Here is a 21,834-nt window from a genome sequence, read left to right as displayed (position 1 = left end):
GGGGAAGCCATCGCGCCCATCCGATATCCCTCCTTGTGGGGGTCCGAAGGACGGGTCGAGACCCGTGGCTCGAGCCCGGGCCCGGCAGGGCAGAGGGGGGGTGTCCTGATCTCAATTCTGCCGACTAGACCGCGCCGGCCCTGCACTTGCGCTCCGGGCGTTCGCCACTGCAATCGATTCACTGGATCGATTGCTTCGGCTTCGCCGAACCGCTGCTCACTCCTCGCTCTCGCTTCTGCCGTGGGCCCAGTCCATGTAGAGGTCCAGCGCCTTGCGGGTGACCGGGCCTTCCTGAAAATCGCGGCCGTCGAGGCGGGTGACGCCGACGACCTTGGAATAGTTGCCGGTGGTGAAGATCTCGTCGGCCTGCATGAAATCCTCGACGGAGAGCGTCGTCTCGACGACATCGAAACCGGCCTTCCGCAAGAGGCCGATGATCCGGGCGCGGGTGATGCCGGCAAGGAAGGTGCGGTTGGCGGCGGGCGTCATTACCACGCCGTCGCGCACCAGGAAGACGTTGGACGAGGCGGTCTCGACGACATTGCCGTTCAGATCGCGCACCAGCGCATTGTCGAAGCCGCGGCTGCGGGCCTCGGCGATCATGCGGCCGCTGTTCGGATAGAGCGAGCCGGTCTTCGCCTCGGTCATCGCGGTTTCCGGTGATGGCCGGCGATAGGGCGAGACGGTGAGGCTGGTGCCGCCATGGCCACCCATCGCCGCCTCGAACAGGCACAGCGCAAAGCGGGTCGATTCGGCGTCGACGGAGACGACGCTGCCCGGCGAACCGTGCTCGCCCCAATACATCGGCTTGATGTAGATCGCCGTCGCGCCATCGAATTTCTCAACGCCTTCCCAGGCGAGCGCTGCGATCTCCTCGGCCGATTTCACCGGTTTCAAGCCCATGGCAAGCGCCGAGCGGTTGACACGCTGGCAGTGCAGCTCGAGGTCCGGCGCGATGCCGTCGAACCAGCGGGCTCCGTCGAAGACCGAGGAGCCCAGCCACATGGCATGCGACGTCGGCCCGATCAGCGGCGGATTGCCGGGAAGCCACTCTCCGTCGACATGCGTCCAGGTGGTTGAGCGGGGTGATGTATCGACGGCCATGTTGCCCTCCCTTTTTTAAAGCTGGAAAAAGCAAAACCGCCGCGGCAAGCCGGGTCAAGAAGAAATCCGGCCACAAAATGCGGAAGCAAGAAAATGCCGGAGGACGGCGTCAGGCCGCAATATTCCTGCGCAGCAGCACGCGCTGAAGCGATGGGTGCATCAGCAAAAGTGATGGAATGGATGGTTGGAACGGCGGTCGGCCGCATGGCATCATGGAGCAGTCGCAGGGAGCAGCAAGGGAAAACACCGATGAGAGCCATGTACTACGAAGCCTTCGAAAAGGCGCCCGAGATTCGCACCCTGCCCGACCCCACGCCTGCCGAGGACGGCGTCGTCATTGCGGTCGGCGCCAGCGGGCTCTGCCGCAGCGACTGGCACGGCTGGATGGGGCATGATCCGGATATCCGCCTGCCGCATGTGCCGGGCCACGAACTTGCCGGGCGGGTCGTCGCCACCGGCCGCGGCGTGATGCGTTTCAAGGTGGGCGACCGGGTGACCGTGCCCTTCGTTTCCGGCTGCGGCCATTGCAGCGAATGCCATTCCGGCAATCAGCAGGTCTGCCCCAACCAGTTCCAGCCGGGCTTCACCCATTGGGGCTCCTTCGCCGAATATGTGGCGATTGACTATGCCGACACCAATCTGGTGCACCTGCCCGATACGATCGACGATGCGACAGCGGCAAGCCTCGGCTGCCGATTCGCCACTTCGTTTCGCGCCGTCGCCGACCAGGCCCGCACCGGGCCCGGTGAATGGATTGCCGTGCATGGCTGTGGCGGCGTCGGCCTGTCGGCGATCATGATCGCCACCGCACTCGGGGCCAATGCGATCGGCATCGACATCTCGGAGGAGAAGCTCGCCTTCGCGCGCGAATGCGGGGCGGTGGCGACGGTCAACGCATCCGGTGTCGCGGACGTCGCGGAGGCCGTGCGCGAGATCACCAAGGGCGGTGCGCATGTCTCGATCGACGCGCTCGGCCATCCCGCCACCTGCTTTAATTCGATCAAGAATCTGCGCCGACGCGGCCGACATGTGCAAGTGGGGCTGATGCTCGGCGAACATGCCGCGCCGCAGATCCCGATGGCACAGGTAATCGGCCACGAACTTGAGATCTACGGCAGCCACGGCATGCAGGCCTGGCGCTACGACGCCATGCTGTCGATGCTTGCCGCCGGTAAGATCGCCCCGCAGAAGCTGATCGGACGCCACGTCAGCCTGGAAGAAGCTGTGCCGGCGCTGATGGCGCTCGACAAGGCGGAAGCGACGGGCATCAGCGTGATCACACGGTTCTCATAAGGCGGCGGCACAGGCCGCCAGCCTTATTCAGCCACGCTAAATAGGCGCAGAGCGTTCCGACACGGTGCGGCCGGCGCATATTTGCCGCAGCCGGACAGGCCTTGCGGAACCTGTCCGCCGCACCGATATCGGGGCAATCGGCTTACCGCCGCCTGGATCGCGGTGGTTGCCAAAGATGGCGCAAGGGTCTAACGGCTGCGGCCGAAGAAAGGCCAACAAGAAAAGCCTGCAAGAAAAAGAAAGAGACATGATGTCCAACTCATTTGTGAACATGCATGCCGGTGACGAAACCGGTGATAGGACGAAACGCTTCTTCGTCCTCGGCGAGCGGATCGAGCGGCGGCTTCGGATCCGCGGAAACTGGCTCAATATCTTTGACGTCACCGTACCATCAGGCAGTCGGACGCCTAGACATGCGCATGCGAGCCCGGAGGTATTCCGCATTCTGGAAGGTCGCCTGACGATCTGGCGGCTGACCGACAGCGGCCCCGAAGAGATCGAGGCGGGCGCCGGCGACATCGTCAGCATCGCACCCTTCATGGTGCACGGCTACGCCAATCGCGGCACCGTCCCCGCGGTCTTTTCGGCGATCGTCGGCCGCGACATGGCCCAATTCATCGAAGCGGAAGGCGCGACGGAGCCGCCCAAGGCCAGCCCCTCGCCGGAGACCATCGCCCGCATGACCGCGGCCGCCAATGCCTACGGGATTACGATCCTCGCGGCCTGATGCGCCCCTCCGCCTGGGGCGGTCTTGCCACCCCAGAAATTCCAGAGGCTGATGGAACCTACGCTGATGTTAAGACGATGATGGAAAGACGATGGGTGATGCGTTTATATAGCGTCTCTTCGAACGCTTCGCGTCACCACTCGACGCAGCATCAAAACCTCAACGAATAGGGTCCCTGTGTTTCTGGAAATTGGAATTGTGGCGCTTCTCACCATCCTCAATGGTGTGCTCGCCATGTCGGAGTTGGCCGTCGTGTCTTCTCGGACAGCCCGCCTGAAGGTTCTCTCCGACAATGGGAGCAAGGGTGCGGCTCAGGCAATCAGACTTGCCGAAAATCCCGGCCGCTTTCTCTCCACGGTTCAGATCGGCATCACGCTGGTCGGCGTCCTCTCGGGCGCCTTCTCAGGGGCCACGCTCGGGGGCCGCCTGGCGGGGTGGCTGGAAACACAGGGGATGTCTTCGACGGCCGCTGACGCCGTCGGCGTCGGTTCGGTCGTCGTCGCGATCACCTATCTTTCTCTGATCGTCGGCGAGCTTGTTCCAAAGCAGATCGCGTTGCGAGAGCCGGAAGCAGTCGCGGCGAAGGTCGCGCCCGCCATGGCGGTGCTTTCGAAAATTGCGCTGCCCCTCGTCTGGCTTCTGAACGCCTCCGGCAATCTTGTTCTCAAGCTGCTGGGCCAGACAGGAAAAGGCGGCGATAACGTCTCCGACGAAGAAATCAAAACCGTTCTGGCCGAGGCGCAGTCGGCCGGCGTGATCGAAAGCGAAGAGTCCGCGATGATATCAGGCGTCATGCGGCTGGCGGACCGCACCGCCCGAGCGCTTATGACGCCGCGGCGGGACGTCGAAATCATCGATATCGACGACAGCCTTGACGAAATTCGCGCTCAGCTGCACCGGACGAAGCGGTCCCGGCTGCCCGTCCGCAAAGGCAGTTCGGACGAGGTGATCGGCATTCTCCCGGTCAAGGATTTCTACGATTCGATGTCCGAACACGGCAGCGCCGATATCCAGGCCCTGACGCAGGACGTGCCGGTGGTTTCAGACCTTTCAACCGCCATTCATGTGATTGAAGCAATCAGAAAATCGCCGGTCCACATGGTGCTGGTCTTTGACGAGTACGGCCATTTCGAGGGGATTGTTTCGTCGGGCGACATTCTCGAAGCGATCATGGGGGCTCTCCAGGAGGGACCGGTCGACGAACAGGCGATCGTTCGCAGGGACGACGGGTCCTACCTGGTGTCCGGCTGGACGCCGATCGACGAATTCGCCGAGTTCTTAAATCTCAAGCTCGATGACGACCTCGAATATCAGACCGTAGCCGGCCTGGTGCTGGAAGAGCTGAAACATCTGCCAGAACTGGGCGAGAGCTTCACGAGAGACGGATGGCGCTTCGAAGTCATCGATCTCGACGGGAGGCGCGTGGACAAAATACTCGTGTCTGCGGAGTGAACCTGCGGGTGCGTTCCTCGCCCGTCAGGCGCGGCAGCGGCAAGACCGACAAGATCCGAATCCGCCACATGGAAGATGTGGTCCGACAGCAGGAGTGAACGCCATGGCATGGTCCGCCCACCAATATGTGAAATTCGAGGACGAGCGCACGCGGCCGGCCCGCGATCTTCTGGCGCAGGTGCCGCTGCAGAGCATCCGCCGCGCCGTCGATCTCGGCTGCGGACCGGGCAATTCGACCGAACTCATCATCGACCGCTACGGGGCAGAGGGCGTCTCGGGCCTGGACAGCGATTTGAACATGCTGGAGGCGGCCCGAAAGCGGCTTCCCGGCACCGCTTTCGTCGAGGCCGATCTCGCCAGCTGGCAGCCTCGGGAACCGGTCGACCTGCTCTTTGCCAATGCGGTGTTCCAATGGCTGCCGGATCATCTCGACATATTCGACCGGCTGATGGACGGGCTTTCCCCTGGCGGAGCGCTGGCGGTGCAAATGCCGGACAATCTCGGCGAGCCCACCCATCTGCTGATGGAGGAGACGGCGCATGCCGGCCCCTGGAAAGCCGCCTTCGAGGAAAAGAGCGTACGCCGCAAGGGACTGCCGGCGCCCTCGACCTACTACTCCAGACTGATCGCCAAGGCCTCTCGCATCGATATCTGGCACACGATCTACAACCATCCGATGGCGGATGCGGCTGATATCGTCGAATGGGTGAAGGGCACCGGGCTGATGCCCTATCTCACCCATGCCGGTGAAGAGCATCGCGAGGCATTTCTGGCGGATTATCTCGCACGGGTGGAAAAGGCTTATCCGAAGATGTCGGACGGGCGGGTGCTGCTGCGCTTCCCCCGCATCTTCATGGTGGCGGTGAAGGGGTAAGCAGCACCCAAGACGTTCCACATGCTGTCAAATGCCTGTTATCCCTCGCCCCATATGTTGCGGCAAAAACGGCGGGCATTATAGTCGGCCGGAAAATCTCAGGGAGATGACATCATGGACACTGCCCCTACCCCGCCGGTTACCCTCGTCATCTTCGGCGCCACGGGAGACCTGACGCGCCGCCTGCTGGTGCCGGCGATCATCAATCTCACCCGCAGCCGTCTCGTCGGCGAGGATCTCCACATTCTCGGTGTCGGCATCGAACCGGGCGACGACGAATTCCTGCGCAAGCGGCTCGACGAGTTCCTGCACCATCTGCACGGCGAGGAGCAGGCGGTGGAGGACGAGGCCTGGGAGAGCCTGCGCCGGCGCATTTCCTATATGGCGGGCGACTTCACCAAGGAGGATATCTTCCTCGAGATCGGCAGGCGGCTGGGGCCGGATGCCAATGCCGCCTTCTATCTCGCGGTGCCGCCATCCTTCTTCGGCACGATCGTCGAAAAGCTCGCGGCCCATGGGCTGACCGATGAAAAGGACGGCACCTTCCGCCGCGTCGCGATCGAGAAGCCGTTCGGCACCGATCTCGCCTCGGCGCGGGCGCTCAATGCGCAGATCCTCGCCCAGATCGACGAAAGCCAAGTCTACCGGCTCGACCATTTCCTCGGCAAGGAGACGGTGCAGAACCTGATGACGGCGCGTTTCGCCAATATGATCATCGAGTCCTTATGGAACAGCCGCTACATCGACCATGTGCAGATCACCGCTGCCGAAATCGTCGATGTCGGCAGCCGCGGCAAATTCTACGACACGACAGGCGCGCTGCGCGACATGGTGCCGAACCATCTCTTCCAACTGCTCGCGATGATCGCCATGGAGCCTCCGAACAGCTTCGACGCCGAAGCGATCCGCAACGAGAAGAGCAAGGTGCTGAAGGCGCTGCGCATCTACACGCCCGAAGAGGCGAAGACGCACGGCGTACGCGGCGCATACGCGGCAGGCCCGCTCAACGGCGCCGAGCTCCCGGCCTATCGCGATACCAAGGACGTCTCGCCCGACAGCAGGACGGAAACCTTCGTGGCGCTGAAGCTCTATGCCGATACCTGGCGCTGGGCCGGCGTGCCCTTTTACTTGAGGACCGGCAAGGCGCTGACGGCGCGCGATACCGAGATCGTCATCACCTTCCAGCCAGTGCCCTTCGCGCAGTTCCGCGAGACGGAGGTCAACCGCCGCCTGCCGCCGAACCGGCTGGTGATCCAGGTGCAGCCGGACGAGGGCATGAGCATGGAAATCTCGATCAAGTCGCCGGGGCTTTCAGTCGATACCACGCCCGTCTCACTCGATTTCCGCTATGCCGACAAGTTCGATATCAGCAAGACGACGGGTTATGAATCACTGCTCTACGATCTCTTCATCGGCGATCAGACGCTGTTCCAGCGCGCCGACGGCATCGAGGCCGGCTGGGCGGCGGTGCAGCCCTTCCTTGATCTTTGGGCTGGGGACGAGAGCGTACCGGATGCCTACGCGCCGGGAAGCATGGGACCTGCATGCGCCGACCGCCTCATCGAGCGCGACGGGCGGCAATGGCATGAACTTGGCGTCCTGATGCACCCGGACGGGAAGAACGGCAAATAGCGCCGTCCTCCCCTGCTCCCGTTTAGTTTCCGCTGTTGTCGCGGCAGGCAGGGTTGGTGGAGGCACCGCTATTGCCGCCCTCAGTGGCGAGCGCGCCGCGCGGTTTGCGTGGCGGGCATCGCGCCCAATCCACGGGACCGCTCGGGACACCATTGTCGATGCTGCCCGTTTCGATCGAGTCGAGCGGGATCGTCAGTCCGCTTTGCGTCTCGGCTCCCGGCGCAGTGCCGAGCGGCGGCGTGCCGTCGAATCGGCCGCTGGCGTCCATGCCCATGTTCGACTGGGCAAGAACCGGGGCGGCGAGGCTGAGGAAAGCGATCGAAGTTGCTGCAATAAGCCTGCGCATGATGCTGTTCCTTCTGGTTTGAGCGATGCCGATAATAACAGAAATTCGATCGTCCTTGTTCCGCTTGAACGGGGGTCGACGATCAAAGTTTGGCGATCAGAATATGGGCCTTGCGAGAGTGCCTCTTGCGGCTCAGCATTCCCATCGCGACAACATCTTTGCGAGACCAGTTGGATAGAGCTCCATGCCGGCATCCCGCAGCATGTCGCGGCCGAACCAGCGCGCCGTCGCCGCCGTCTCATCCTGCTCGGAATAGTGGATTTCATCACGCTGATAGAGCGATGAATCGACCAGCTCTATCTCGGCGGCGAAGATGAACTCGTGACCGATGGCGCCGTGATGCTCGAAGATGTTTTCGAGAAGGTGCCATGGGCCGACGATGCGGATTTCCGTCTCCAGCTCCTCCCTGATTTCGCGATGCAGCGCCTCTTCACGCGTTTCGCCGAATTCGATCGAGCCGCCGAGCGGCCGGACGCCCTTGATGCGCCCACTGTCATCTTCCACTTCCCCGGCGAGCAGCCGGTCCCCTCGCCAGGCAAGGCCGATCACTTTCACTCTGATCTGCTGCGGCGGGCGCCAGACGGTCATGCGGATTTCCTTGTTCGATGTGGGGCCAGTCGTTCAATCTCAGCGCCGTGGTTAGGTCCATAATTGACATCTATTGCTATAGCGGTTCGGCTGTCTCATATTGATAGCAACGAAAGGATCATCATGCCCAACGTCGCGCTCGGCAACCACTATGAGGAATTTGTCCGGAAGCAGCTGGAGTCCGGCCGTTACAACAATGCCAGCGAGGTCGTCCGCGCGGGGCTGCGGCTGCTCGAGGATCACGAGGCTGCCCGAGAGCGGTGGCTCAACGAGGAGATTCCCACACGCTACGAGGACCTCATGAACAACCCGGGCATCGGCATCCCGGCCGAAACGGTGCGCGCTCGCTTCGAAACCAAACGACGGAATGATGCTGCGAAGGCCAAATAGGCCGTGAGCTACCGCATCATCTACCATCCGAAGGCCGAAGCCGAACTCGACAAGCTCTATGCCGATATCGCCGTCGAGGCGGGGACCGGCATCGCCGGCGACTTTGTCCACGCAGTGATCGCCTTCATCGAGGACCTGAAGACCTTCCCGGAACGCGGCACCGTTCGGGAAAGTCGAATTCCTGGCCTCAGAGTCATCGGCTACCGCCGCAGTGTCAGCGTTGCGTTCTCGGTCAATGGCGATGACGTCAATATACTGGGCGTCTTTGCGCGCGGCCGTGATATCACCGACGAGCTCCTGGAAGCACGATAGCGGTAACGCGACGCGGCGAATAGATGCTCAGCCATAGCGTCTCCGTTCACTTCGCCACGCTATCGAGCCCCGCAGCGAATACCGCGAGGCCCTTCTGTTGTATGCGTCCCTCAGACGAACTGGCTGAGGCCGGGGACGGAGGCAACGACCTCGTCGACGACTTCTTCGCCGGCATATTGCTTGGCGACTGCGATGGTTTCCTTGGCGAGCGTGGTGATTTCGCCCATGCCGAGGCCCTCACCCATCAGTTGCTGGCCGAGGCCCATGATGCCGCCGCCGCCAAGCGAGCTCATCAGCCCGCCGAGCAGGCCACCGCCGCCGGCGCCGGCACCGTTGAACTGGGCGACGAGATCGGCGCCGCCGGGGATCGCTTCGATCATCCGGGCGACCGGACCATCGGCGGCCTCGCGCTGCAGGAAGCCAAGCATCATGCCGAGCGCCTTTTCCGCCAGATCCGGCGCAATACCCACGCGATCGGCGATCTGGGTCACAACTTCATTCATCGTCAGCCTCCTATTTTTTGACGTTAACGTCAACGTTAATCGAAATTCGGCCGCAACTCAAGCGGCCCTCTCCTGCCGGCACTTTGTCCGGTTTCGCTTTCAATGCAACCAGTTGTTCGCATCCTCCTCCCTGCTTATAACAGGGAAACGATGGTTCGATGAAGGCGGCGGGAGAACCCATGCCTTCCGACACAAACGGCGCCACGCCGAAGGGAGATACTCCGAATGCTCGAGGAAGGTAAGATTTTCATCGGCGCAAGCCGCAATCCCGATGACAGCATCAACAAGCCGGAATATCTCGACCTGAAGTTCGGCAACCGTCACGGTCTGGTCACCGGCGCCACCGGCACCGGCAAAACGGTGACGCTGCAGGTCCTGGCCGAAGGCTTTTCCCGCGCCGGCGTTCCGGTCTTTGCGGCCGACATCAAGGGCGATCTTTCCGGCATCGCCGCCAAGGGAGAGGCCAAGGATTTTCTGACCAAGCGGGCCGAGCAGATCGGCTTTGCCGATTATGAATTCGATCAGTTTCCAGTCATATTCTGGGATCTGTTCGGCCAAAAGGGCCATCGGGTGCGCACCACGGTCGCCGAGATGGGGCCGCTGCTGCTCGCCCGGCTGATGGATGCTTCCGAGCCGCAGGAAGGCGTCATCAACATCGCCTTCAAGATCGCCGACCAGGCCGGACTGCCGCTCCTAGACCTCAAGGATTTCACCTCGCTCCTCAACTATATGGGCGAGAACGCCACCGAGCTTTCCAACCAATACGGCCTGATCTCCAAGGCTTCGGTCGGCTCGATCCAGCGCGCGCTGCTCGTTCTCGAACAGCAGGGCGCGGAATACTTCTTCGGCGAGCCGGCGCTGAAGATCACCGACATCATGCGCACCAGCAATAACGGCTGCGGCCAGATCTCGGTGCTTGCCGCCGACAAGCTGATGATGAACCCGCGCCTCTACGCCACCTTCCTGCTCTGGCTGCTGTCCGAGCTCTTCGAAGAATTGCCGGAAGTTGGCGACCCCGAAAAACCAAAGCTCGTCTTCTTCTTTGACGAAGCGCATCTACTCTTCAACGACGCGCCGAAGGTGCTGGTCGAACGTGTCGAGCAGGTGGTGCGGCTGATCCGCTCCAAAGGCGTGGGCGTCTATTTCGTGACGCAGAACCCGCTCGACGTGCCGGAAACGGTGCTCGCCCAGCTCGGCAACCGCGCCCAGCACGCGCTGCGCGCCTATTCCCCGCGCGAGCAGAAGGCCGTGAAGACGGCCGCCGACACCTTCCGCCCGAACCCGGCCTTCGATTGCGCCACCGTCATTACCAATCTCGGCACCGGCGAGGCGCTGGTCTCGACGCTGGAAGCCAAGGGCGCGCCCTCGATCGTCGAGCGCACGTTGATCCGCCCGCCGTCCGGCCGCGTCGGCCCGCTGACGGATGGCGAGCGTCAGCAGGTGATGGACAGGAGCCCGGTTCTCGGCGTCTACGACGAAGACGTCGACCGCGAATCCGCCTTCGAGATGCTGGCGGCACGGGCGAAGAAGGCGGCGGAAGCCGATGCCGCCAAGCGGGCGCAGGAAGAGGCGGCACAGGAGCAGCCGGGCAGCACGAATTCAGGCTGGACAATACCGGGCTTCGGCGGTGATGACGACAGCCAGCAGGGCCGCGGACAATCCCGCGGCCGGGCTTCCGGCTATCAGCGCGAGACGGTGATGGAAGCCGCGATGAAGAGCGTGGCGCGCACCGTTGCCACCCAAGTCGGCCGGGCGCTGGTGCGCGGCATCCTGGGGAGCTTGAAGCGGTAGGATTCTTCCTGCTCTCGGGGATCAGAAGGATGGCGCGCGACTTGGCTAGGCCCGGTCGGTTGACCGGGACCTTAAGCGGAGTGCCATCTCGCCATCACGCCGGCCTTGATTTTAATATCTTTAAATATATATTTTAAGGTAGCCGATGACCTATAAGGTGCAGTTTCATCCTGATTTCGTTCCCGAATGGAAAGCACTGGAGATGGGATTGAAGGAATTGGTCGGTGAGGTGCTCGATCACCTCGAAGACGACGGTCCCTCCTTAGGTCGCCCTGACGTCGATACGCTTTCCGGTTCGGATTATGCGAATATGAAGGAGATCAGAGTCAGGTTTGGAAAGCAGGTGTGGCGTTTTGCCTTCGCCTTCGATCCTGCTCAAAGAGCCATCGTTCTTTGTGGAGGCGACAAGCAAGGCATAAATGAAGCGCTTTTTTACAGAAAGCTGATCAACAAAGCTGACACGCGGTTCGGTGCTTGGCTGATGGAGAAGAAAAATGAGTACTGAGTGGAAGACTTTACGCGCCGAACTTCCAGAAGATGTTCGCACTCGGCTCGACATGAAACGGCAAGAGCGCCGTCTGGGCAAGGCCTTGGCGGAAGTCCGCAAGGCGATGCAGGCAACGCAGCAGGATGTCGCTACGCGCGCCGCGATGACGCAAAACACTGTTTCGAAAATCGAAAGCGCCGACGATGTCCTGCTATCGTCCGTCGTGCGGTATATGCATTCGCTCGGAGGCGGGGTCGAGCTTGTCTTGAAAACACCCGACGGGAAAGCGAGGCGCGTCGACTTTGATCCTGAGATTTATGTGAAGCAGATCGTCTAGCGGCAGGCACTCGGATGGGTAGCTCTGCTTCTGGTGCGCGGATATTGGAAGCTCGAAACGTTAGCGCAGATCGTTCCCTGCCTTGAACCGCAAGCATTCATTCCCTAAATTCCTCGCCATCGACCATTTTAACAGGATGTGTGCCGCAATGGATTTCAACTCGATCGCAACGCCAATTCGCCTTGCCAACGGGGAAATCCAGATTCATGCCTGCATCCATCACCCTTTCTCACATCTCTTGGGCCGCGCCTGACGGACGGCCGCTTTTTTCCGATCTCGACCTAAGTTTCGGTGCGGAACGCACCGGCCTTGTCGGTCGCAACGGCGTCGGCAAGACGACGCTGCTGAAGCTCGTCTCCGGCGATATCCGGCCGCAATCGGGGACGATCTCCGTCAGCGGCAGTCTCGGCGTGCTGCGTCAAAGCGTTCAGATCGCGGCTGACGAAACCATCGCCGATCTCTTCGGCGTGGCCGAGGCGCTTGCCGTTCTCAGCCGTGCCGAAGCCGGCGAAGCGAGTGCCGAGGAGCTCGCATCCGCCGACTGGATGCTGGAGACGCGCATCGCGGCGGCGCTCAATCGTACCGGGCTCGAGGCGGAGCCGCAGACGCCGCTTGCCGCGCTTTCCGGCGGGCAGCGCACGCGCGCGGGGCTGGCCGCACTGGTTTTCGGCGAACCGGATTTCCTGCTGCTCGACGAGCCGACCAACAATCTCGACCGCGACGGCCGCGAAGCCGTGATCGCGCTGATATCAGGCTGGCGGGCGGGAGCAATCATCGTCAGCCACGACCGGGAGCTGCTCGAAAGCGTCGATGCGATCGTCGAGCTAACAGGGCTCGGCGCAACGCGCTACGGCGGCAACTGGAGCCATTATCGCGAGCGCAAGGCACTCGAACTTGCCGCCGTCCAACACGAGCTTGCCGATGCTGAAAAGCGTGTTGCCGAGGTTGCCAGAAAAGCTCAGGCGACAGTGGAGCGGCAGGCACGCAGGGATAGCGCCGGCCGGAAGATGGCTGCCAAGGGCGGCATCCCGCGTATCCTGCTCGGCGGCATGAAAGAACGCAGCGAAACGACGGGCGGTGACAATGCCCGTCTTGCCGAGCGCCGGCGGACCCAGGCGGCCGAAGACGCAAAGGCAGCGCGCGAAAAGATCGAGATTCTTCGGCCGCTGTCGGTCACTTTGCCCGCGACGGGACTGCCCGCCACCAAGATCGTGCTGATGATCGATGGTGTCACAGTTGGCTATCGGCCGGGCGATCCCGTCATCCGCGATCTCTCCTTCGAGATGACAGGACCGGAACGCATCGCCATCACCGGGCCGAACGGCTCCGGTAAGACGACGCTGCTTTCGCTTGTCACCGGCGCGTTGAAGCCCTGGACCGGCACGGTCGGCGTCATGACCGCTTTTGCAATGCTCGATCAGACGGTGAGCCTTCTCCATCCGTCGGACTCGATCCGAGATAATTTCCGCCGGATCAATCCGCAAGCCGACGAAAATAGCTGCCGCGCCGCGCTTGCCCGCTTCATGTTCCGGGCCGATGCGGCGTTGCAGACCGTTTCGACGCTGAGCGGCGGGCAATTGTTGCGCGCCGGCCTTGCCTGCGTTCTCGGTGCTGCTCCGCCGCCACTGCTGATCCTCGATGAGCCGACCAACCATCTCGATATCGACTCGATATCGGCGGTCGAGGCGGGACTGCGCGCCTATGATGGCGCGCTGCTCGTCGTCAGCCACGACGAAACGTTTCTCGAAAACATCGGGATAAGGCGGCGGCTGGAACTGACCGCTGTCGGCGCGGGCATATAGCTCAGGCTCACGCCTGCTGGCGACTGCGAAGGCTGCGGGCCCGGCAGACGGCGACCGCCAGCGCCGCGGCGCAGATCAGGAGCTCCAGACCGAAGGTCCAATGCAGCATGAAGCTTACCACCCAATTGCTGTAGGTTGCCGGCACCGTGGTCAGCTCGAATTTGGACCAGTCGAACGGCGCCAGCCAGAGCATCGGCGCAGCGACGGTATCCATGACCATATGGAGCATGACGGCAGCGAAAAAGACGGCGGCCATCAGGAACCGTCCCGGCGCCAACCGGCCGATCGCGGGCAGAACCATGGCGGCGAGAGCCAGCCAGAACAGCGGCCAGTGGGAGATGAAGTCGTGGTGATGAACCCTTCCGCCGGTCACGAAGAAATAGACCATATCGAAATCCGGCAGCACGCTGCCGATCAGGGCCGCGGTCATGATGCCGGGTGCGGCGGATCGCCGTCGCGCAGCGCTTCCCAGGAGGTAGCCTGCCGGCAAATGAGCGATGAGCATCCTGTCTGGTCCTCCCGATGACCCCGAGAATCCTCTAGGAACGATTTATGGCTAGAAATCGGCTGCTTCCGGCTCCTTGCCTCTTTTTACGAGCAATGCTATCTCAATTCTGCAACCGTTCGAGAAAGGAGGATCACGCTATGCAATATTATTTCCGGCATCATCGCCAGCGTGGTCCCGTCAACGCCCTGCAAATGCGTTTGCAGGGCTGACCAGAGACCGTTTCTCGACATCTCTTCCTGGTCTGCCCTTCGTGGCCAATGCGGCGCAGTATCCCAAGGTTCGCGCCCATTCCTGTAACTTCCGGGTCCGATACGCGTAATCCCGTGATGGCTGAACGCCCCGGATCGCGTCCCCGGTCAAGACCAGAGAACGATCATGACCCTCATCAATATCCGCAATCTCGGCGTGACGCTGGGCAATCGGCTGTTTTCCAACCTCAATCTTGTCGTCAATGCCGGTGACCGCATCGGCCTCGTCGCTGCCAACGGCCGGGGGAAATCCACCCTGCTTGCCTGCATCACCGGCGCGCTCGAACCGAGCGAGGGCGAGATCACCAAGGCGCGCGGGCTCACCGTCGGCCATGTTGCCCAGAATGTGCCGGAAGCCCTTTTCGACGCGCCCTTCTACGATGCCGTGCTGCAGGCGCTGCCGGCCGATCAAGCCGAAAGCGAGGCCTGGCGCGTCGATGTGGTGCTGGAGTCGCTCGAAGTGCCGGGGGAAATGCGCCGCCGGCCGCTCAAGCAGCTGAGCGGCGGATGGCAGCGGCTGGCCTTGCTGGCCCGCACCTGGGTCTGCGAGCCCGACGTGCTTCTGCTCGACGAGCCGACCAACCATCTCGACCTCGAAAAGATCGCACAGCTGGAGGGCTGGCTGAACGCCCTGCCGCGCGACGTTCCGGTCATCCTCTCCAGCCATGACCGCGCCTTTCTGGACGCAACGACCAACCGGACGCTGTTCCTAAGGCCGGAGCAATCGCCGGTCTTTGCCCTCCCCTATACGAGGGCGCGCGCCGCCCTCGATGAGGTCGACGCCTCCGAGGCCCGGCGCTACGAGCGCGACATGAAGGCGGCGGAGCAGTTGCGCAGGCAGGCGGCCAAGCTCAACAATATCGGCATCAATTCCGGCAGCGATCTGCTGGTCGTCAAGACGAAGCAGCTGAAGCAGCGGGCGGAGAAGCTGGAAGACGCGGCAAAGCCCGCGCATCTCGAATGCTCGGCCGGCGCCATCCGGCTTTCCAACCGCGGTACGCATGCCAAGGTGCTGGTGACGCTGGAAGATGCGGCGGTGACGACGCCCGATGGGACCCTGCTCTTCCGGACCGGCCGGCAGTTCATCTGCCAGGGCGACCGCATCGTGCTCCTCGGCCTCAACGGCGCCGGCAAATCGCGGCTGGTCTCAATGCTGAAGCAGGCGATCGGAAGATCGGATGCCGGAGCAGACGCCATCAAGGCGACGCCTTCGGTCGTCCTCGGGTATGGCGATCAGGCGCTCGCCGATCTTGCCGACAAGGATACGCCGATCGGCACGATCATCCGCCGCTTCGATGTCGGCGATCAGCGGGCGCGGGCTTTGCTTGCTGGTGCCGGCATGACGATCGACATGCAGGCGAAACCGATCGGCCAGCTTTCCGGCGGGCAGAAGGCGCGGCTCGGCATGCTGGTGCTCAGGCTGACGGAACCGAACTTCTACCTGCTCGACGAGCCGACCAACCATCTCGATATCGAGGGCCAGGAAGCGCTCGAAAGCGAGTTGATGGCGCACCAGGCGAGCTGCCTGCTGGTCTCGCACGACCGCAGCTTCGTGCGGGCGGTGGGAAACCGCTTCTGGCTGATTGAAAAGAAGCGGCTGCTGGAGGTGGAGAGCCCGGAAGGGTTCTTTGCGTCGGTTGCGGGGTGATGGATGGTTGGTGAAGGGAAATGGCCGGCGGCGTGCCGAGAGAGGCCTCACGGCACGCCGCCAACAATGGTCAAGACACTACCGCTTCGGCGCCACCAGGCAGAAGAAGGCGCCCTGGGGGTCGGTGGCCTGGATAATCCAGCTGCCGCCGGGAACTTCCATCGGGCCGTTGACGACCTTGCCGCCGCCTGAGGTGACGCGTTCGATCGCGGCATCGATGGCCGGTACGATGAAATAGTAGCACCAGAAGGTCATCGGCATATCCGCCGGCTTGGTCATCATGCCGCCGATCTGCCGGCCGCCATGCGAGAAGAGATGGTAGACGCCCATCGGGCCCATGTCGAAATCGCTGTCCTTCTTCCAGCCGAACAGCTTAGAGTAAAAGGCCATCGCCTCTTCGCCATTGCCGGCGTAGAGTTCACGCCAGCCGATATTGCCGGGTGCGTCGAAGGCCAGTTCCGGCCATGTTTGCTCCATCGGCGCCGGCGTCATGATGCAGAGCACCGCGCCGTGCGGATCGGCGACGACGGCGAAGCGGCCGATGGTCGGGATGTCATCCGGCGGGCGGCGGACCGAACCGCCATTGGCGGCGAAATCCTTCGCCGACTGGTCGACGTCGTCGACGCCGACATAACCCGTCCAGTTCGGCGGAATGCCCTGCCCTTCCAATTCAGCCGGAAATTTCATCAGCCCGGCGACGCCGATGCCGTTGGCCTCGAAAACCGTATAGGTGGGCATGCCTTCCACCGTCATTTCGGAGGTCGTCCAACCGACGACCGAGCTATAGAATTTCGCGGCGGCTGAAGTGTCGGGGGTCATCAGCTCGCACCAGATGAATTTTCCATGCGTCTCAGACATCAAACTCTCCCTTTTTCGACGTTTGGCGCGACAATGTCAGGTCTTGCGGGCGTAATGTGCTTCCATGAACTGTTTCCACGAGCCATCGGGCTGTTTGGCACTGGAGGTGAACGTGCGGTGATCGGCATCGACGAAGGTGATCCGCTCGCGGTAATTGGCAAGCCCTTCGCCATTGAAATCGGGGCCGGTGGTATAAAGGTCGAGCACGTTGCCCGATGCATCGACCTCGCCTTCATAGACCCACATAAAGTCCATCATGCTGCCGATCCAGCTGCCGACATACTTGCCTTTTTCGGCGTTGTAGCCGAGCGTCATGACGGTAGTCGCCTCCTTGCCGTCGGGCATGCGGCCGGTCCCTTCCGCAACGAACCAGATGCCGTGCAATGAACGGACGGTCTCCGTCCAATCGTCGCTGCCACCCATCTCGGGTGCGGTGACGTTCCACTTGCCGACGAGTCTTTCCAGGAAGGAATGTTCCTTCAGCACTTCTGCAGTCTTCATCATCCTTCTCCCTTGGGTGATGTTGGCATTGGTTCTTCCGCATTGCGAAGAGCACGATGCAAACTGCTGCATATTGTTCGGCATCATGCTCCGGCTCAGTGACAGCAGGATGGCGCCTTCGGAGCCTCCGGATACTCATCATGACGGCGCACGAAGTTCATCGTGCTATCCTCATTGCGGCCCTTCGGCGCGCGGTCGAGGATCATCAGCGTGCCGATCAGCTCTTCCGGCCCGCGGGCATAACTCGAATAGGTATGGAAGAGCTCGCCCTTTTCATTGCGGTAGAAAGCGCTGAGGCCCGGCAGTTCGTCGTGGGCGTCGACCGGCTCCATGGCAGTGAAATTGTAGAAGACCTTGTCTTTGGCAAGATCCTCGGGGCTGAAAGAAACGTGATAATCGAAATTAAAATCGCTTCCGAAGGAGGAGACCCAGGGAAATTTCCATCCCATGCGCCTTTTATAGGCGGTGATCTTATCGAGCGGCGCGCGTGAAACGGCGACCCAGGTGACGTCGTGGTGGTTGAGATGCGGCAAGGCCCCATCCACATGATCCGCCAGGAAGGAGCAACCGGTGCAGCCGGCATCCCAATCCGGACCGAGCATGAAATGGTAGATCAGCAACTGGCTGCGGCCGTCGAAGAGGTCGGCGAGCGACTTCCTGCCCTCCGGCGTTTCGAAGACATAATCCTTGTCCACCTTCACCCAGGGCAGCGCCAGACGCTCGGCATTGATGCTGTCGCGCAGCTTCGTCGCCTCCTTTTCCTTCAAGAGCAGGGCACGGCGGGCCTCGAGCCATTGCTCGCGGGAAACAACCTCGTTCTGCATCGGATGCGCCCTCCTCCGGCGCTGCCGGCGAGCCGGCCCATCTCCTTCTCCTTGACTAAAAAGATTGATATCAATATAAAATGGTCATGTCAAATTCGGTTGAAATTCCCTTCTCTACAACGCTGCTGGTGCGCGACACCTGCCTCTGCCTGCATGCGCAACGAGCGGCACGGGCACTCGCCCGCCTGTTCGATGACGCATTGCGGCCCGCGGGGCTGACCAACGGACAGTTTTCGCTGATGATGTCACTGAACCGGCCGGAGCCGCCGCCGATGGGGCCGGTCGCAAGCCTGCTCGCCATGGACCAGACGACGCTGACGGCGGCCCTGAAGCCACTGCAACGCAAGGGCTGGGTGAGCGTGATGGAAAATCCGAAGGACCGGCGCGGCCGGCTGCTTGCCCTGACCGGCGAAGGCAAGGCGGTGCTGGCAAGAGCGCTACCGATTTGGAAAGAGACGCATGCGGCGCTCGACCAAAAGCTTCCGGATGGAAGTTCCGGGCGGCTGCGGCAGGATCTGCAGACGGTGTCGGGGATGACGGATGAGACGCCGAAGCCGGCCGGGTCGCGCCGGCCACGTTAGGGCGCACGGGCAATCGGCGAATAGAGCGAGCCGAACGTCACTCCGCCACTGTTCGAGCATGTCTGCAGCCGTTCCGTTTGCGCCAAACAGCTGTCCCTCACCCTAGCCCTCTCCCCGTTCTAACGGGGAGAGGGGACGTGCCCTGCGAGAGGTCTGTGGGGAACGGAGAGTTCGCCGCTTGCTCCCTTCGCCCCGTTTACGGGGAGAAGGTGCGGGCAGGCGGATGAGGGGCCGCCTCGCCGATCTTCCAGCTGTTACTCCAATCAGGCAACCGCGACCGGAACTTCGGTCGAGGTGCGCATGGCGTGGCTGTAGGGGCAGACGATGTGGGCTGCGGCTGCAAGCTTTTCAGCCGTTTCGCGGTCGAGACCCGGAATATTGACCGTCAGCGCCACTTCGATGCCGAAGCCGGTGCCGTCCTCGCGCGGGCCGATGCCGACCTTGGCGGAAACCGTCGTGTCCTCGGGAATCTTGACCTTCTGCTGGCCCGCGACAAATTTCAGGGCACCAAGGAAGCAGGCGGAATAGCCGGCCGCGAAGAGCTGCTCGGGATTGGTGCCGGTCGCGCCGTCGCCGCCGAGTTCCTTCGGAACGGTCAGCGTTACGTCCAGAACGCCGTTGTCGGAAACGGCGCGGCCTGCGCGGCCGCCGGTAGCAGAGGCATTGGTCGTATAGAGAATAGGCATGACGATCTCCTTTGATTGGCCCTTCGATCGGGTTGGATTTTTGATATCGCACAATTAAATCGTACGCAAGTGAATTTTGCAAATTGCATTCGGAATTTGAAAAGAGGACAATCGGCGCCTTAGGGATGATAGATATGAAAGCGCAGACGACGAAGACGATGGAGATACCGCAGGAGGAGAAGCGGCTGGAGAAGCAGTTGTGCTTTGCAGTCTATGCCACGGCGCATGCTTTCACCCGCGCCTATAAGCCAATTCTGGAGAGGGTCGGCCTTACCTATCCGCAATATCTTGTGATGCTGGTGCTGTGGGAACGCAGCGAACTGCCGGTGAAGACGATCGGCGAGCAGTTGGACCTCGATTCCGGCACGCTGTCGCCGCTCCTCAAACGGCTGGAGCAAAGCGGGCTCATCAAGCGCATGCGCGACCTGCGTGACGAGCGGCAGGTGATCGTGTCGCTGACACCGAAAGGTCAGGCGATGAAGGGAGAAATCGACACGATCATGACGGCGATCGGGCAAGCTGTGGGCTGTACGCTGGAGGAAATGGCCGAGATGCGCGACATGCTGCACCGGCTGCGGAATAATCTCGGGCGGGCCGGCTTAGGCGACGGCGACTGAACGCAGGCGCCGAAGAGAAATCTATCGGCGATCAGCCTCGCCGCGAAGCGGATTTGACCGGGGACCGGCGCTTTTTTGCAGGCGCCGCCTCGGGTTCGGCTTCGGCAGCCTGTTGCAGGCGCAGCGCCCTGAGCTTCTCGGTCTTCTTCTCGCGGGCCGAGGCTTCAGCCTCGATGATGGCGCGCGCCGTGTGATCGGTGGCTTCCGCCTTGTCGCGAGGCGAAAGCTTGGCGGGATTGAAGAATTCTCCCTTGGTGGCGGTCATGTGCCCCTCTCTCAGGTGATGACGGTGTTGGAGCGCGGCTCCACAGTGCAAACCATGATGCCGTGGGGAACCGCGATCCCGCAGTGGCCCCGTTCCCGCAGCCGGACTAGAGCATGATGCCGAAAGTGTGAGCGGTTTTCGGACGATATCATGCTCTAACTCTTTAATTTAGAACAGGATTCAGATTTTAGGCCAACCGGGCCTAAAATCATCCTGTTCTAGCGGGTGCGCAGAAGCTTCTTCGGCGCCGGCAGCAGGCCTTCGCGCTGCAGTTTCTTGCGGGCAAGCTTGCGCTGACGGCGAATAGCCTCGGCCTTCTCGCGGGCGCGCTTCTCAGAGGGCTTCTCGAAGGCGCTACGCGCTTTCATTTCCCGGAACAGGCCTTCCCGCTGCATCTTTTTCTTGAGCACGCGCAGTGCCTGGTCGACATTGTTATCCCTGACGAGTACCTGCAAAGACGATATCCTTTCTTCGGCGGCAAGGCCGCACTGTCCACAATAAAACCTGCGATTACTTCCCAACCCTGATGCTCGAAGGCTTCAGCCAGGACCCGGCGCCGTCCGATAATTTGGCCACCGCTTCGGGCGAAGCCTCGCATGGCGATCTCCCGGTATCGATGTCGGCCTCGGTAATCCGGCGCTCGAAATTCTCCGCGTCGAACTGGACGCGATATTGCACATGACCGTGGTCGTTGGGCAGGATGCCGGCGATCCTGCATCGCTTCTCGGCCGCCGCGGTGCGGGTAAGGCCGGATTTCAGCACGATCACATCGCCGACTTTGTAGTTTGGTCTGCCCATCGCAGTGTCCCTTCAACTCTTCGGCTGTTCAATAGGTCGATCAAAGCAAAAAGGCCGGGCACGAACCCGACCTCTTCCTGTCACTCAGCCCTTCCGCTGCCAGTTCGATCAGCGCGCTGCCAGTACATCCGTGGTCAACGCGCTGTCCCATTCATGGCCAGTCAGGATGCCACAGCGCCATTCACCCGTCTAAGAAGACGCGCGGCGCTGCGGGGCGAATGACAAATCATGCGGCCTGAAGATTGTCGGCCGAATTCTTGCCCGAACGCTTGTCGCGGACGAGATCGTAGCGAACCTTCTGACCTTCGGTCAGTTCGCGCATGCCAGCGCGTTCGACTGCCGAAATATGGACGAAAACGTCCGTGGAACCATCATCCGGCTGAATGAAACCAAAACCCTTGGTGCCATTGAACCACTTAACCACGCCTGAATTCATAACGATTTCCTTTTCAACCGTTTGAGTGCACCCGGGGAAGGATATCCGCGGGCAATATCGATGCTGAGAGGAGATCTGACGAAGCGCGGGCGCGCATGGACAAAGGTCACAAGCAATATTCGATAGACACCATGTAGGCTTTTTATCGAATTAAGCAATGCTAAATCGAAAATAAAACCTTTCCCGGCGAGTCAAAGCCGGCCGGAAAGCGGGGGCGGCCGGATGA

Annotated in this window: 27 protein-coding genes; 14 read left to right on the top strand and 13 right to left on the bottom strand. The window is 61.8% G+C overall.

All coding sequences use genetic code 11. The annotated features are described in order from the left end of the window. Positions 1 to 216: 216 nt before the first annotated feature. On the bottom strand, positions 217 to 1,104 hold the full coding sequence (locus ATY76_RS09025; protein WP_088674423.1) for a branched-chain amino acid aminotransferase: 888 nt from the start codon (positions 1,102 to 1,104) through the stop codon (positions 217 to 219). A 249-nt stretch (positions 1,105 to 1,353) separates the two neighbouring features. Between ATY76_RS09025 and ATY76_RS09020 the strand changes: the two genes are divergently transcribed. The 5 genes from ATY76_RS09020 (at position 1,354) to zwf (ending at position 7,082) form a co-directional block, all read left to right on the top strand. Then, on the top strand, positions 1,354 to 2,397 hold the full coding sequence (locus tag ATY76_RS09020) for a zinc-dependent alcohol dehydrogenase family protein (RefSeq protein WP_088674422.1): 1,044 nt from the start codon (positions 1,354 to 1,356) through the stop codon (positions 2,395 to 2,397). A 247-nt stretch (positions 2,398 to 2,644) separates the two neighbouring features. Then, the gene (locus ATY76_RS09015; protein ID WP_088674421.1) at positions 2,645 to 3,124 is read left to right on the top strand and encodes a cupin domain-containing protein; all 480 of its coding nucleotides are present in this window, start codon (positions 2,645 to 2,647) and stop codon (positions 3,122 to 3,124) included. Positions 3,125 to 3,301: 177 nt separating this feature from the next. Further along, positions 3,302 to 4,576 (top strand): hemolysin family protein, encoded by a 1,275-nt coding sequence (locus tag ATY76_RS09010; RefSeq protein WP_088674420.1) that lies wholly within the window; start codon positions 3,302 to 3,304, stop codon positions 4,574 to 4,576. A 103-nt stretch (positions 4,577 to 4,679) separates the two neighbouring features. Next, on the top strand, positions 4,680 to 5,450 hold the full coding sequence (gene tam / locus ATY76_RS09005; protein WP_088674419.1) for a trans-aconitate 2-methyltransferase: 771 nt from the start codon (positions 4,680 to 4,682) through the stop codon (positions 5,448 to 5,450). Between the two features lie 114 nt (positions 5,451 to 5,564). Next, complete coding sequence (gene zwf, locus ATY76_RS09000; protein ID WP_088674418.1) at positions 5,565 to 7,082, top strand: glucose-6-phosphate dehydrogenase; 1,518 nt, start codon at positions 5,565 to 5,567, stop codon at positions 7,080 to 7,082. A gap of 22 nt (positions 7,083 to 7,104) precedes the next feature. Here the strand turns inward: zwf and ATY76_RS08995 are convergent, their stop codons facing one another. Further along, a complete protein-coding gene (locus tag ATY76_RS08995) occupies positions 7,105 to 7,428 on the bottom strand; it encodes a hypothetical protein (RefSeq protein WP_088674417.1) in 324 nt (107 codons plus the stop codon). A gap of 132 nt (positions 7,429 to 7,560) precedes the next feature. After that, positions 7,561 to 8,016, bottom strand: a complete 456-nt coding sequence (locus tag ATY76_RS08990; RefSeq protein ID WP_088674416.1) for an NUDIX domain-containing protein — start codon at positions 8,014 to 8,016, stop codon at positions 7,561 to 7,563. Positions 8,017 to 8,139: 123 nt separating this feature from the next. Here ATY76_RS08990 and ATY76_RS08985 point away from each other — a divergent pair, with 123 nt between their 5' ends. Both ATY76_RS08985 and ATY76_RS08980 read left to right on the top strand, forming a co-directional pair. Next, positions 8,140 to 8,406 carry a type II toxin-antitoxin system ParD family antitoxin gene (locus ATY76_RS08985; protein WP_088674415.1) on the top strand — a complete coding sequence of 89 codons (267 nt, stop codon included), beginning with the start codon at positions 8,140 to 8,142 and terminating at the stop codon, positions 8,404 to 8,406. Between the two features lie 3 nt (positions 8,407 to 8,409). Next, on the top strand, positions 8,410 to 8,718 hold the full coding sequence (locus ATY76_RS08980; RefSeq protein WP_088674414.1) for a type II toxin-antitoxin system RelE/ParE family toxin: 309 nt from the start codon (positions 8,410 to 8,412) through the stop codon (positions 8,716 to 8,718). 110 nt (positions 8,719 to 8,828) lie between these two features. Here the strand turns inward: ATY76_RS08980 and ATY76_RS08975 are convergent, their stop codons facing one another. Next, on the bottom strand, positions 8,829 to 9,221 hold the full coding sequence (locus tag ATY76_RS08975; RefSeq protein ID WP_088674413.1) for a hypothetical protein: 393 nt from the start codon (positions 9,219 to 9,221) through the stop codon (positions 8,829 to 8,831). Between the two features lie 225 nt (positions 9,222 to 9,446). Between ATY76_RS08975 and ATY76_RS08970 the strand changes: the two genes are divergently transcribed. The 4 genes from ATY76_RS08970 to ATY76_RS08955 all read left to right on the top strand — a co-directional run bounded on the left by ATY76_RS08970 (position 9,447) and on the right by ATY76_RS08955 (position 13,638). Further along, positions 9,447 to 11,012, top strand: a complete 1,566-nt coding sequence (locus tag ATY76_RS08970) for a helicase HerA-like C-terminal domain-containing protein (RefSeq protein ID WP_088674412.1) — start codon at positions 9,447 to 9,449, stop codon at positions 11,010 to 11,012. Positions 11,013 to 11,157: 145 nt separating this feature from the next. Next, the gene (locus ATY76_RS08965; RefSeq protein WP_088674411.1) at positions 11,158 to 11,517 is read left to right on the top strand and encodes a type II toxin-antitoxin system RelE/ParE family toxin; all 360 of its coding nucleotides are present in this window, start codon (positions 11,158 to 11,160) and stop codon (positions 11,515 to 11,517) included. After that, a complete protein-coding gene (locus tag ATY76_RS08960) occupies positions 11,507 to 11,836 on the top strand; it encodes an XRE family transcriptional regulator (protein WP_088674410.1) in 330 nt (109 codons plus the stop codon). Before ATY76_RS08965 ends, ATY76_RS08960 begins: the two co-directional genes overlap by 11 nt. A gap of 206 nt (positions 11,837 to 12,042) precedes the next feature. Next, positions 12,043 to 13,638 (top strand): ABC-F family ATP-binding cassette domain-containing protein, encoded by a 1,596-nt coding sequence (locus ATY76_RS08955; protein ID WP_088674409.1) that lies wholly within the window; start codon positions 12,043 to 12,045, stop codon positions 13,636 to 13,638. 7 nt (positions 13,639 to 13,645) lie between these two features. Here the strand turns inward: ATY76_RS08955 and ATY76_RS08950 are convergent, their stop codons facing one another. After that, entirely contained in the window at positions 13,646 to 14,143 is a 498-nt protein-coding gene (locus tag ATY76_RS08950) for a metal-dependent hydrolase (protein ID WP_088674408.1), read from the bottom strand. Positions 14,144 to 14,521: 378 nt separating this feature from the next. On the opposite strand from ATY76_RS08950, the gene ATY76_RS08945 reads away from it, so the two are divergent. After that, a complete protein-coding gene (locus ATY76_RS08945; protein ID WP_088674407.1) occupies positions 14,522 to 16,042 on the top strand; it encodes an ABC-F family ATP-binding cassette domain-containing protein in 1,521 nt (506 codons plus the stop codon). A 78-nt stretch (positions 16,043 to 16,120) separates the two neighbouring features. Here ATY76_RS08945 and ATY76_RS08940 read toward each other — a convergent pair whose 3' ends face one another. The 3 genes from ATY76_RS08940 to ATY76_RS08930 form a co-directional block, all read right to left on the bottom strand. Further along, positions 16,121 to 16,900 carry a VOC family protein gene (locus ATY76_RS08940; protein WP_088674406.1) on the bottom strand — a complete coding sequence of 260 codons (780 nt, stop codon included), beginning with the start codon at positions 16,898 to 16,900 and terminating at the stop codon, positions 16,121 to 16,123. A 36-nt stretch (positions 16,901 to 16,936) separates the two neighbouring features. Continuing rightward, positions 16,937 to 17,404: a DUF1579 domain-containing protein gene (locus ATY76_RS08935; protein WP_088674405.1), complete on the bottom strand. Its 468-nt coding sequence runs from the start codon at positions 17,402 to 17,404 to the stop codon at positions 16,937 to 16,939. Between the two features lie 92 nt (positions 17,405 to 17,496). Further along, the gene (locus ATY76_RS08930) at positions 17,497 to 18,225 is read right to left on the bottom strand and encodes a thioredoxin family protein (protein ID WP_088674404.1); all 729 of its coding nucleotides are present in this window, start codon (positions 18,223 to 18,225) and stop codon (positions 17,497 to 17,499) included. A gap of 86 nt (positions 18,226 to 18,311) precedes the next feature. Here ATY76_RS08930 and ATY76_RS08925 point away from each other — a divergent pair, with 86 nt between their 5' ends. Next, a complete protein-coding gene (locus tag ATY76_RS08925) occupies positions 18,312 to 18,806 on the top strand; it encodes a MarR family transcriptional regulator (RefSeq protein ID WP_088674563.1) in 495 nt (164 codons plus the stop codon). A gap of 263 nt (positions 18,807 to 19,069) precedes the next feature. On the opposite strand, the gene ATY76_RS08920 is transcribed toward ATY76_RS08925, so the two are convergent. Further along, positions 19,070 to 19,492, bottom strand: a complete 423-nt coding sequence (locus ATY76_RS08920; RefSeq protein WP_088674403.1) for an organic hydroperoxide resistance protein — start codon at positions 19,490 to 19,492, stop codon at positions 19,070 to 19,072. Between the two features lie 125 nt (positions 19,493 to 19,617). On the opposite strand from ATY76_RS08920, the gene ATY76_RS08915 reads away from it, so the two are divergent. Then, positions 19,618 to 20,109: a MarR family transcriptional regulator gene (locus tag ATY76_RS08915; RefSeq protein ID WP_088674402.1), complete on the top strand. Its 492-nt coding sequence runs from the start codon at positions 19,618 to 19,620 to the stop codon at positions 20,107 to 20,109. 31 nt (positions 20,110 to 20,140) lie between these two features. On the opposite strand, the gene ATY76_RS08910 is transcribed toward ATY76_RS08915, so the two are convergent. From ATY76_RS08910 to ATY76_RS08895, 4 genes are all read right to left on the bottom strand, one after another. Next, the gene (locus tag ATY76_RS08910) at positions 20,141 to 20,374 is read right to left on the bottom strand and encodes a hypothetical protein (RefSeq protein WP_088674401.1); all 234 of its coding nucleotides are present in this window, start codon (positions 20,372 to 20,374) and stop codon (positions 20,141 to 20,143) included. A gap of 218 nt (positions 20,375 to 20,592) precedes the next feature. Next, positions 20,593 to 20,829 carry a 30S ribosomal protein S21 gene (gene rpsU, locus ATY76_RS08905; protein ID WP_088674400.1) on the bottom strand — a complete coding sequence of 79 codons (237 nt, stop codon included), beginning with the start codon at positions 20,827 to 20,829 and terminating at the stop codon, positions 20,593 to 20,595. A 55-nt stretch (positions 20,830 to 20,884) separates the two neighbouring features. Then, positions 20,885 to 21,172, bottom strand: coding sequence for a cold-shock protein (locus ATY76_RS08900; RefSeq protein ID WP_088674399.1), 288 nt, complete (start codon positions 21,170 to 21,172; stop codon positions 20,885 to 20,887). 226 nt (positions 21,173 to 21,398) lie between these two features. Beyond that, entirely contained in the window at positions 21,399 to 21,608 is a 210-nt protein-coding gene (locus tag ATY76_RS08895) for a cold-shock protein (protein WP_011424508.1), read from the bottom strand. Between the last annotated feature and the right edge of the window lie 226 nt (positions 21,609 to 21,834).

The organism is Rhizobium sp. R339 (genome assembly GCF_002211395.1).
Classification (GTDB): Bacteria; Pseudomonadota; Alphaproteobacteria; order Rhizobiales; family Rhizobiaceae; genus Rhizobium.
This window is presented reverse-complemented; position numbering and strand designations above follow the sequence as displayed.

Bases quoted from the DNA above. Each gene is read 5' to 3' on its own strand.
- ATY76_RS08970 (WP_088674412.1), top strand. From the start codon at position 9,447: ATGCTCGAGGAAGGTAAGATTTTCATCGGCGCAAGCCGCAATCCCGAT.
- ATY76_RS08910 (WP_088674401.1), bottom strand. From the start codon at position 20,374: ATGACCGCCACCAAGGGAGAATTCTTCAATCCCGCCAAGCTTTCGCCT.
- ATY76_RS08960 (WP_088674410.1), top strand. From the start codon at position 11,507: ATGAGTACTGAGTGGAAGACTTTACGCGCCGAACTTCCAGAAGATGTT.
- ATY76_RS08895 (WP_011424508.1), bottom strand. From the start codon at position 21,608: ATGAATTCAGGCGTGGTTAAGTGGTTCAATGGCACCAAGGGTTTTGGT.
- ATY76_RS09020 (WP_088674422.1), top strand. From the start codon at position 1,354: ATGAGAGCCATGTACTACGAAGCCTTCGAAAAGGCGCCCGAGATTCGC.
- ATY76_RS08920 (WP_088674403.1), bottom strand. From the start codon at position 19,492: ATGCCTATTCTCTATACGACCAATGCCTCTGCTACCGGCGGCCGCGCA.
- ATY76_RS08930 (WP_088674404.1), bottom strand. From the start codon at position 18,225: ATGCAGAACGAGGTTGTTTCCCGCGAGCAATGGCTCGAGGCCCGCCGT.
- ATY76_RS08975 (WP_088674413.1), bottom strand. From the start codon at position 9,221: ATGAATGAAGTTGTGACCCAGATCGCCGATCGCGTGGGTATTGCGCCG.
- ATY76_RS08995 (WP_088674417.1), bottom strand. From the start codon at position 7,428: ATGCGCAGGCTTATTGCAGCAACTTCGATCGCTTTCCTCAGCCTCGCC.
- zwf (WP_088674418.1), top strand. From the start codon at position 5,565: ATGGACACTGCCCCTACCCCGCCGGTTACCCTCGTCATCTTCGGCGCC.
- tam (WP_088674419.1), top strand. From the start codon at position 4,680: ATGGCATGGTCCGCCCACCAATATGTGAAATTCGAGGACGAGCGCACG.
- ATY76_RS08915 (WP_088674402.1), top strand. From the start codon at position 19,618: ATGATAGATATGAAAGCGCAGACGACGAAGACGATGGAGATACCGCAG.
- ATY76_RS09025 (WP_088674423.1), bottom strand. From the start codon at position 1,104: ATGGCCGTCGATACATCACCCCGCTCAACCACCTGGACGCATGTCGAC.
- ATY76_RS09015 (WP_088674421.1), top strand. From the start codon at position 2,645: ATGATGTCCAACTCATTTGTGAACATGCATGCCGGTGACGAAACCGGT.
- ATY76_RS08940 (WP_088674406.1), bottom strand. From the start codon at position 16,900: ATGTCTGAGACGCATGGAAAATTCATCTGGTGCGAGCTGATGACCCCC.
- ATY76_RS08945 (WP_088674407.1), top strand. From the start codon at position 14,522: ATGACCCTCATCAATATCCGCAATCTCGGCGTGACGCTGGGCAATCGG.
- ATY76_RS08955 (WP_088674409.1), top strand. From the start codon at position 12,043: ATGCCTGCATCCATCACCCTTTCTCACATCTCTTGGGCCGCGCCTGAC.
- ATY76_RS08925 (WP_088674563.1), top strand. From the start codon at position 18,312: ATGTCAAATTCGGTTGAAATTCCCTTCTCTACAACGCTGCTGGTGCGC.
- ATY76_RS08990 (WP_088674416.1), bottom strand. From the start codon at position 8,016: ATGACCGTCTGGCGCCCGCCGCAGCAGATCAGAGTGAAAGTGATCGGC.
- ATY76_RS08985 (WP_088674415.1), top strand. From the start codon at position 8,140: ATGCCCAACGTCGCGCTCGGCAACCACTATGAGGAATTTGTCCGGAAG.
- ATY76_RS08950 (WP_088674408.1), bottom strand. From the start codon at position 14,143: ATGCTCATCGCTCATTTGCCGGCAGGCTACCTCCTGGGAAGCGCTGCG.
- ATY76_RS08965 (WP_088674411.1), top strand. From the start codon at position 11,158: ATGACCTATAAGGTGCAGTTTCATCCTGATTTCGTTCCCGAATGGAAA.
- ATY76_RS08935 (WP_088674405.1), bottom strand. From the start codon at position 17,404: ATGATGAAGACTGCAGAAGTGCTGAAGGAACATTCCTTCCTGGAAAGA.
- ATY76_RS08900 (WP_088674399.1), bottom strand. From the start codon at position 21,172: ATGGGCAGACCAAACTACAAAGTCGGCGATGTGATCGTGCTGAAATCC.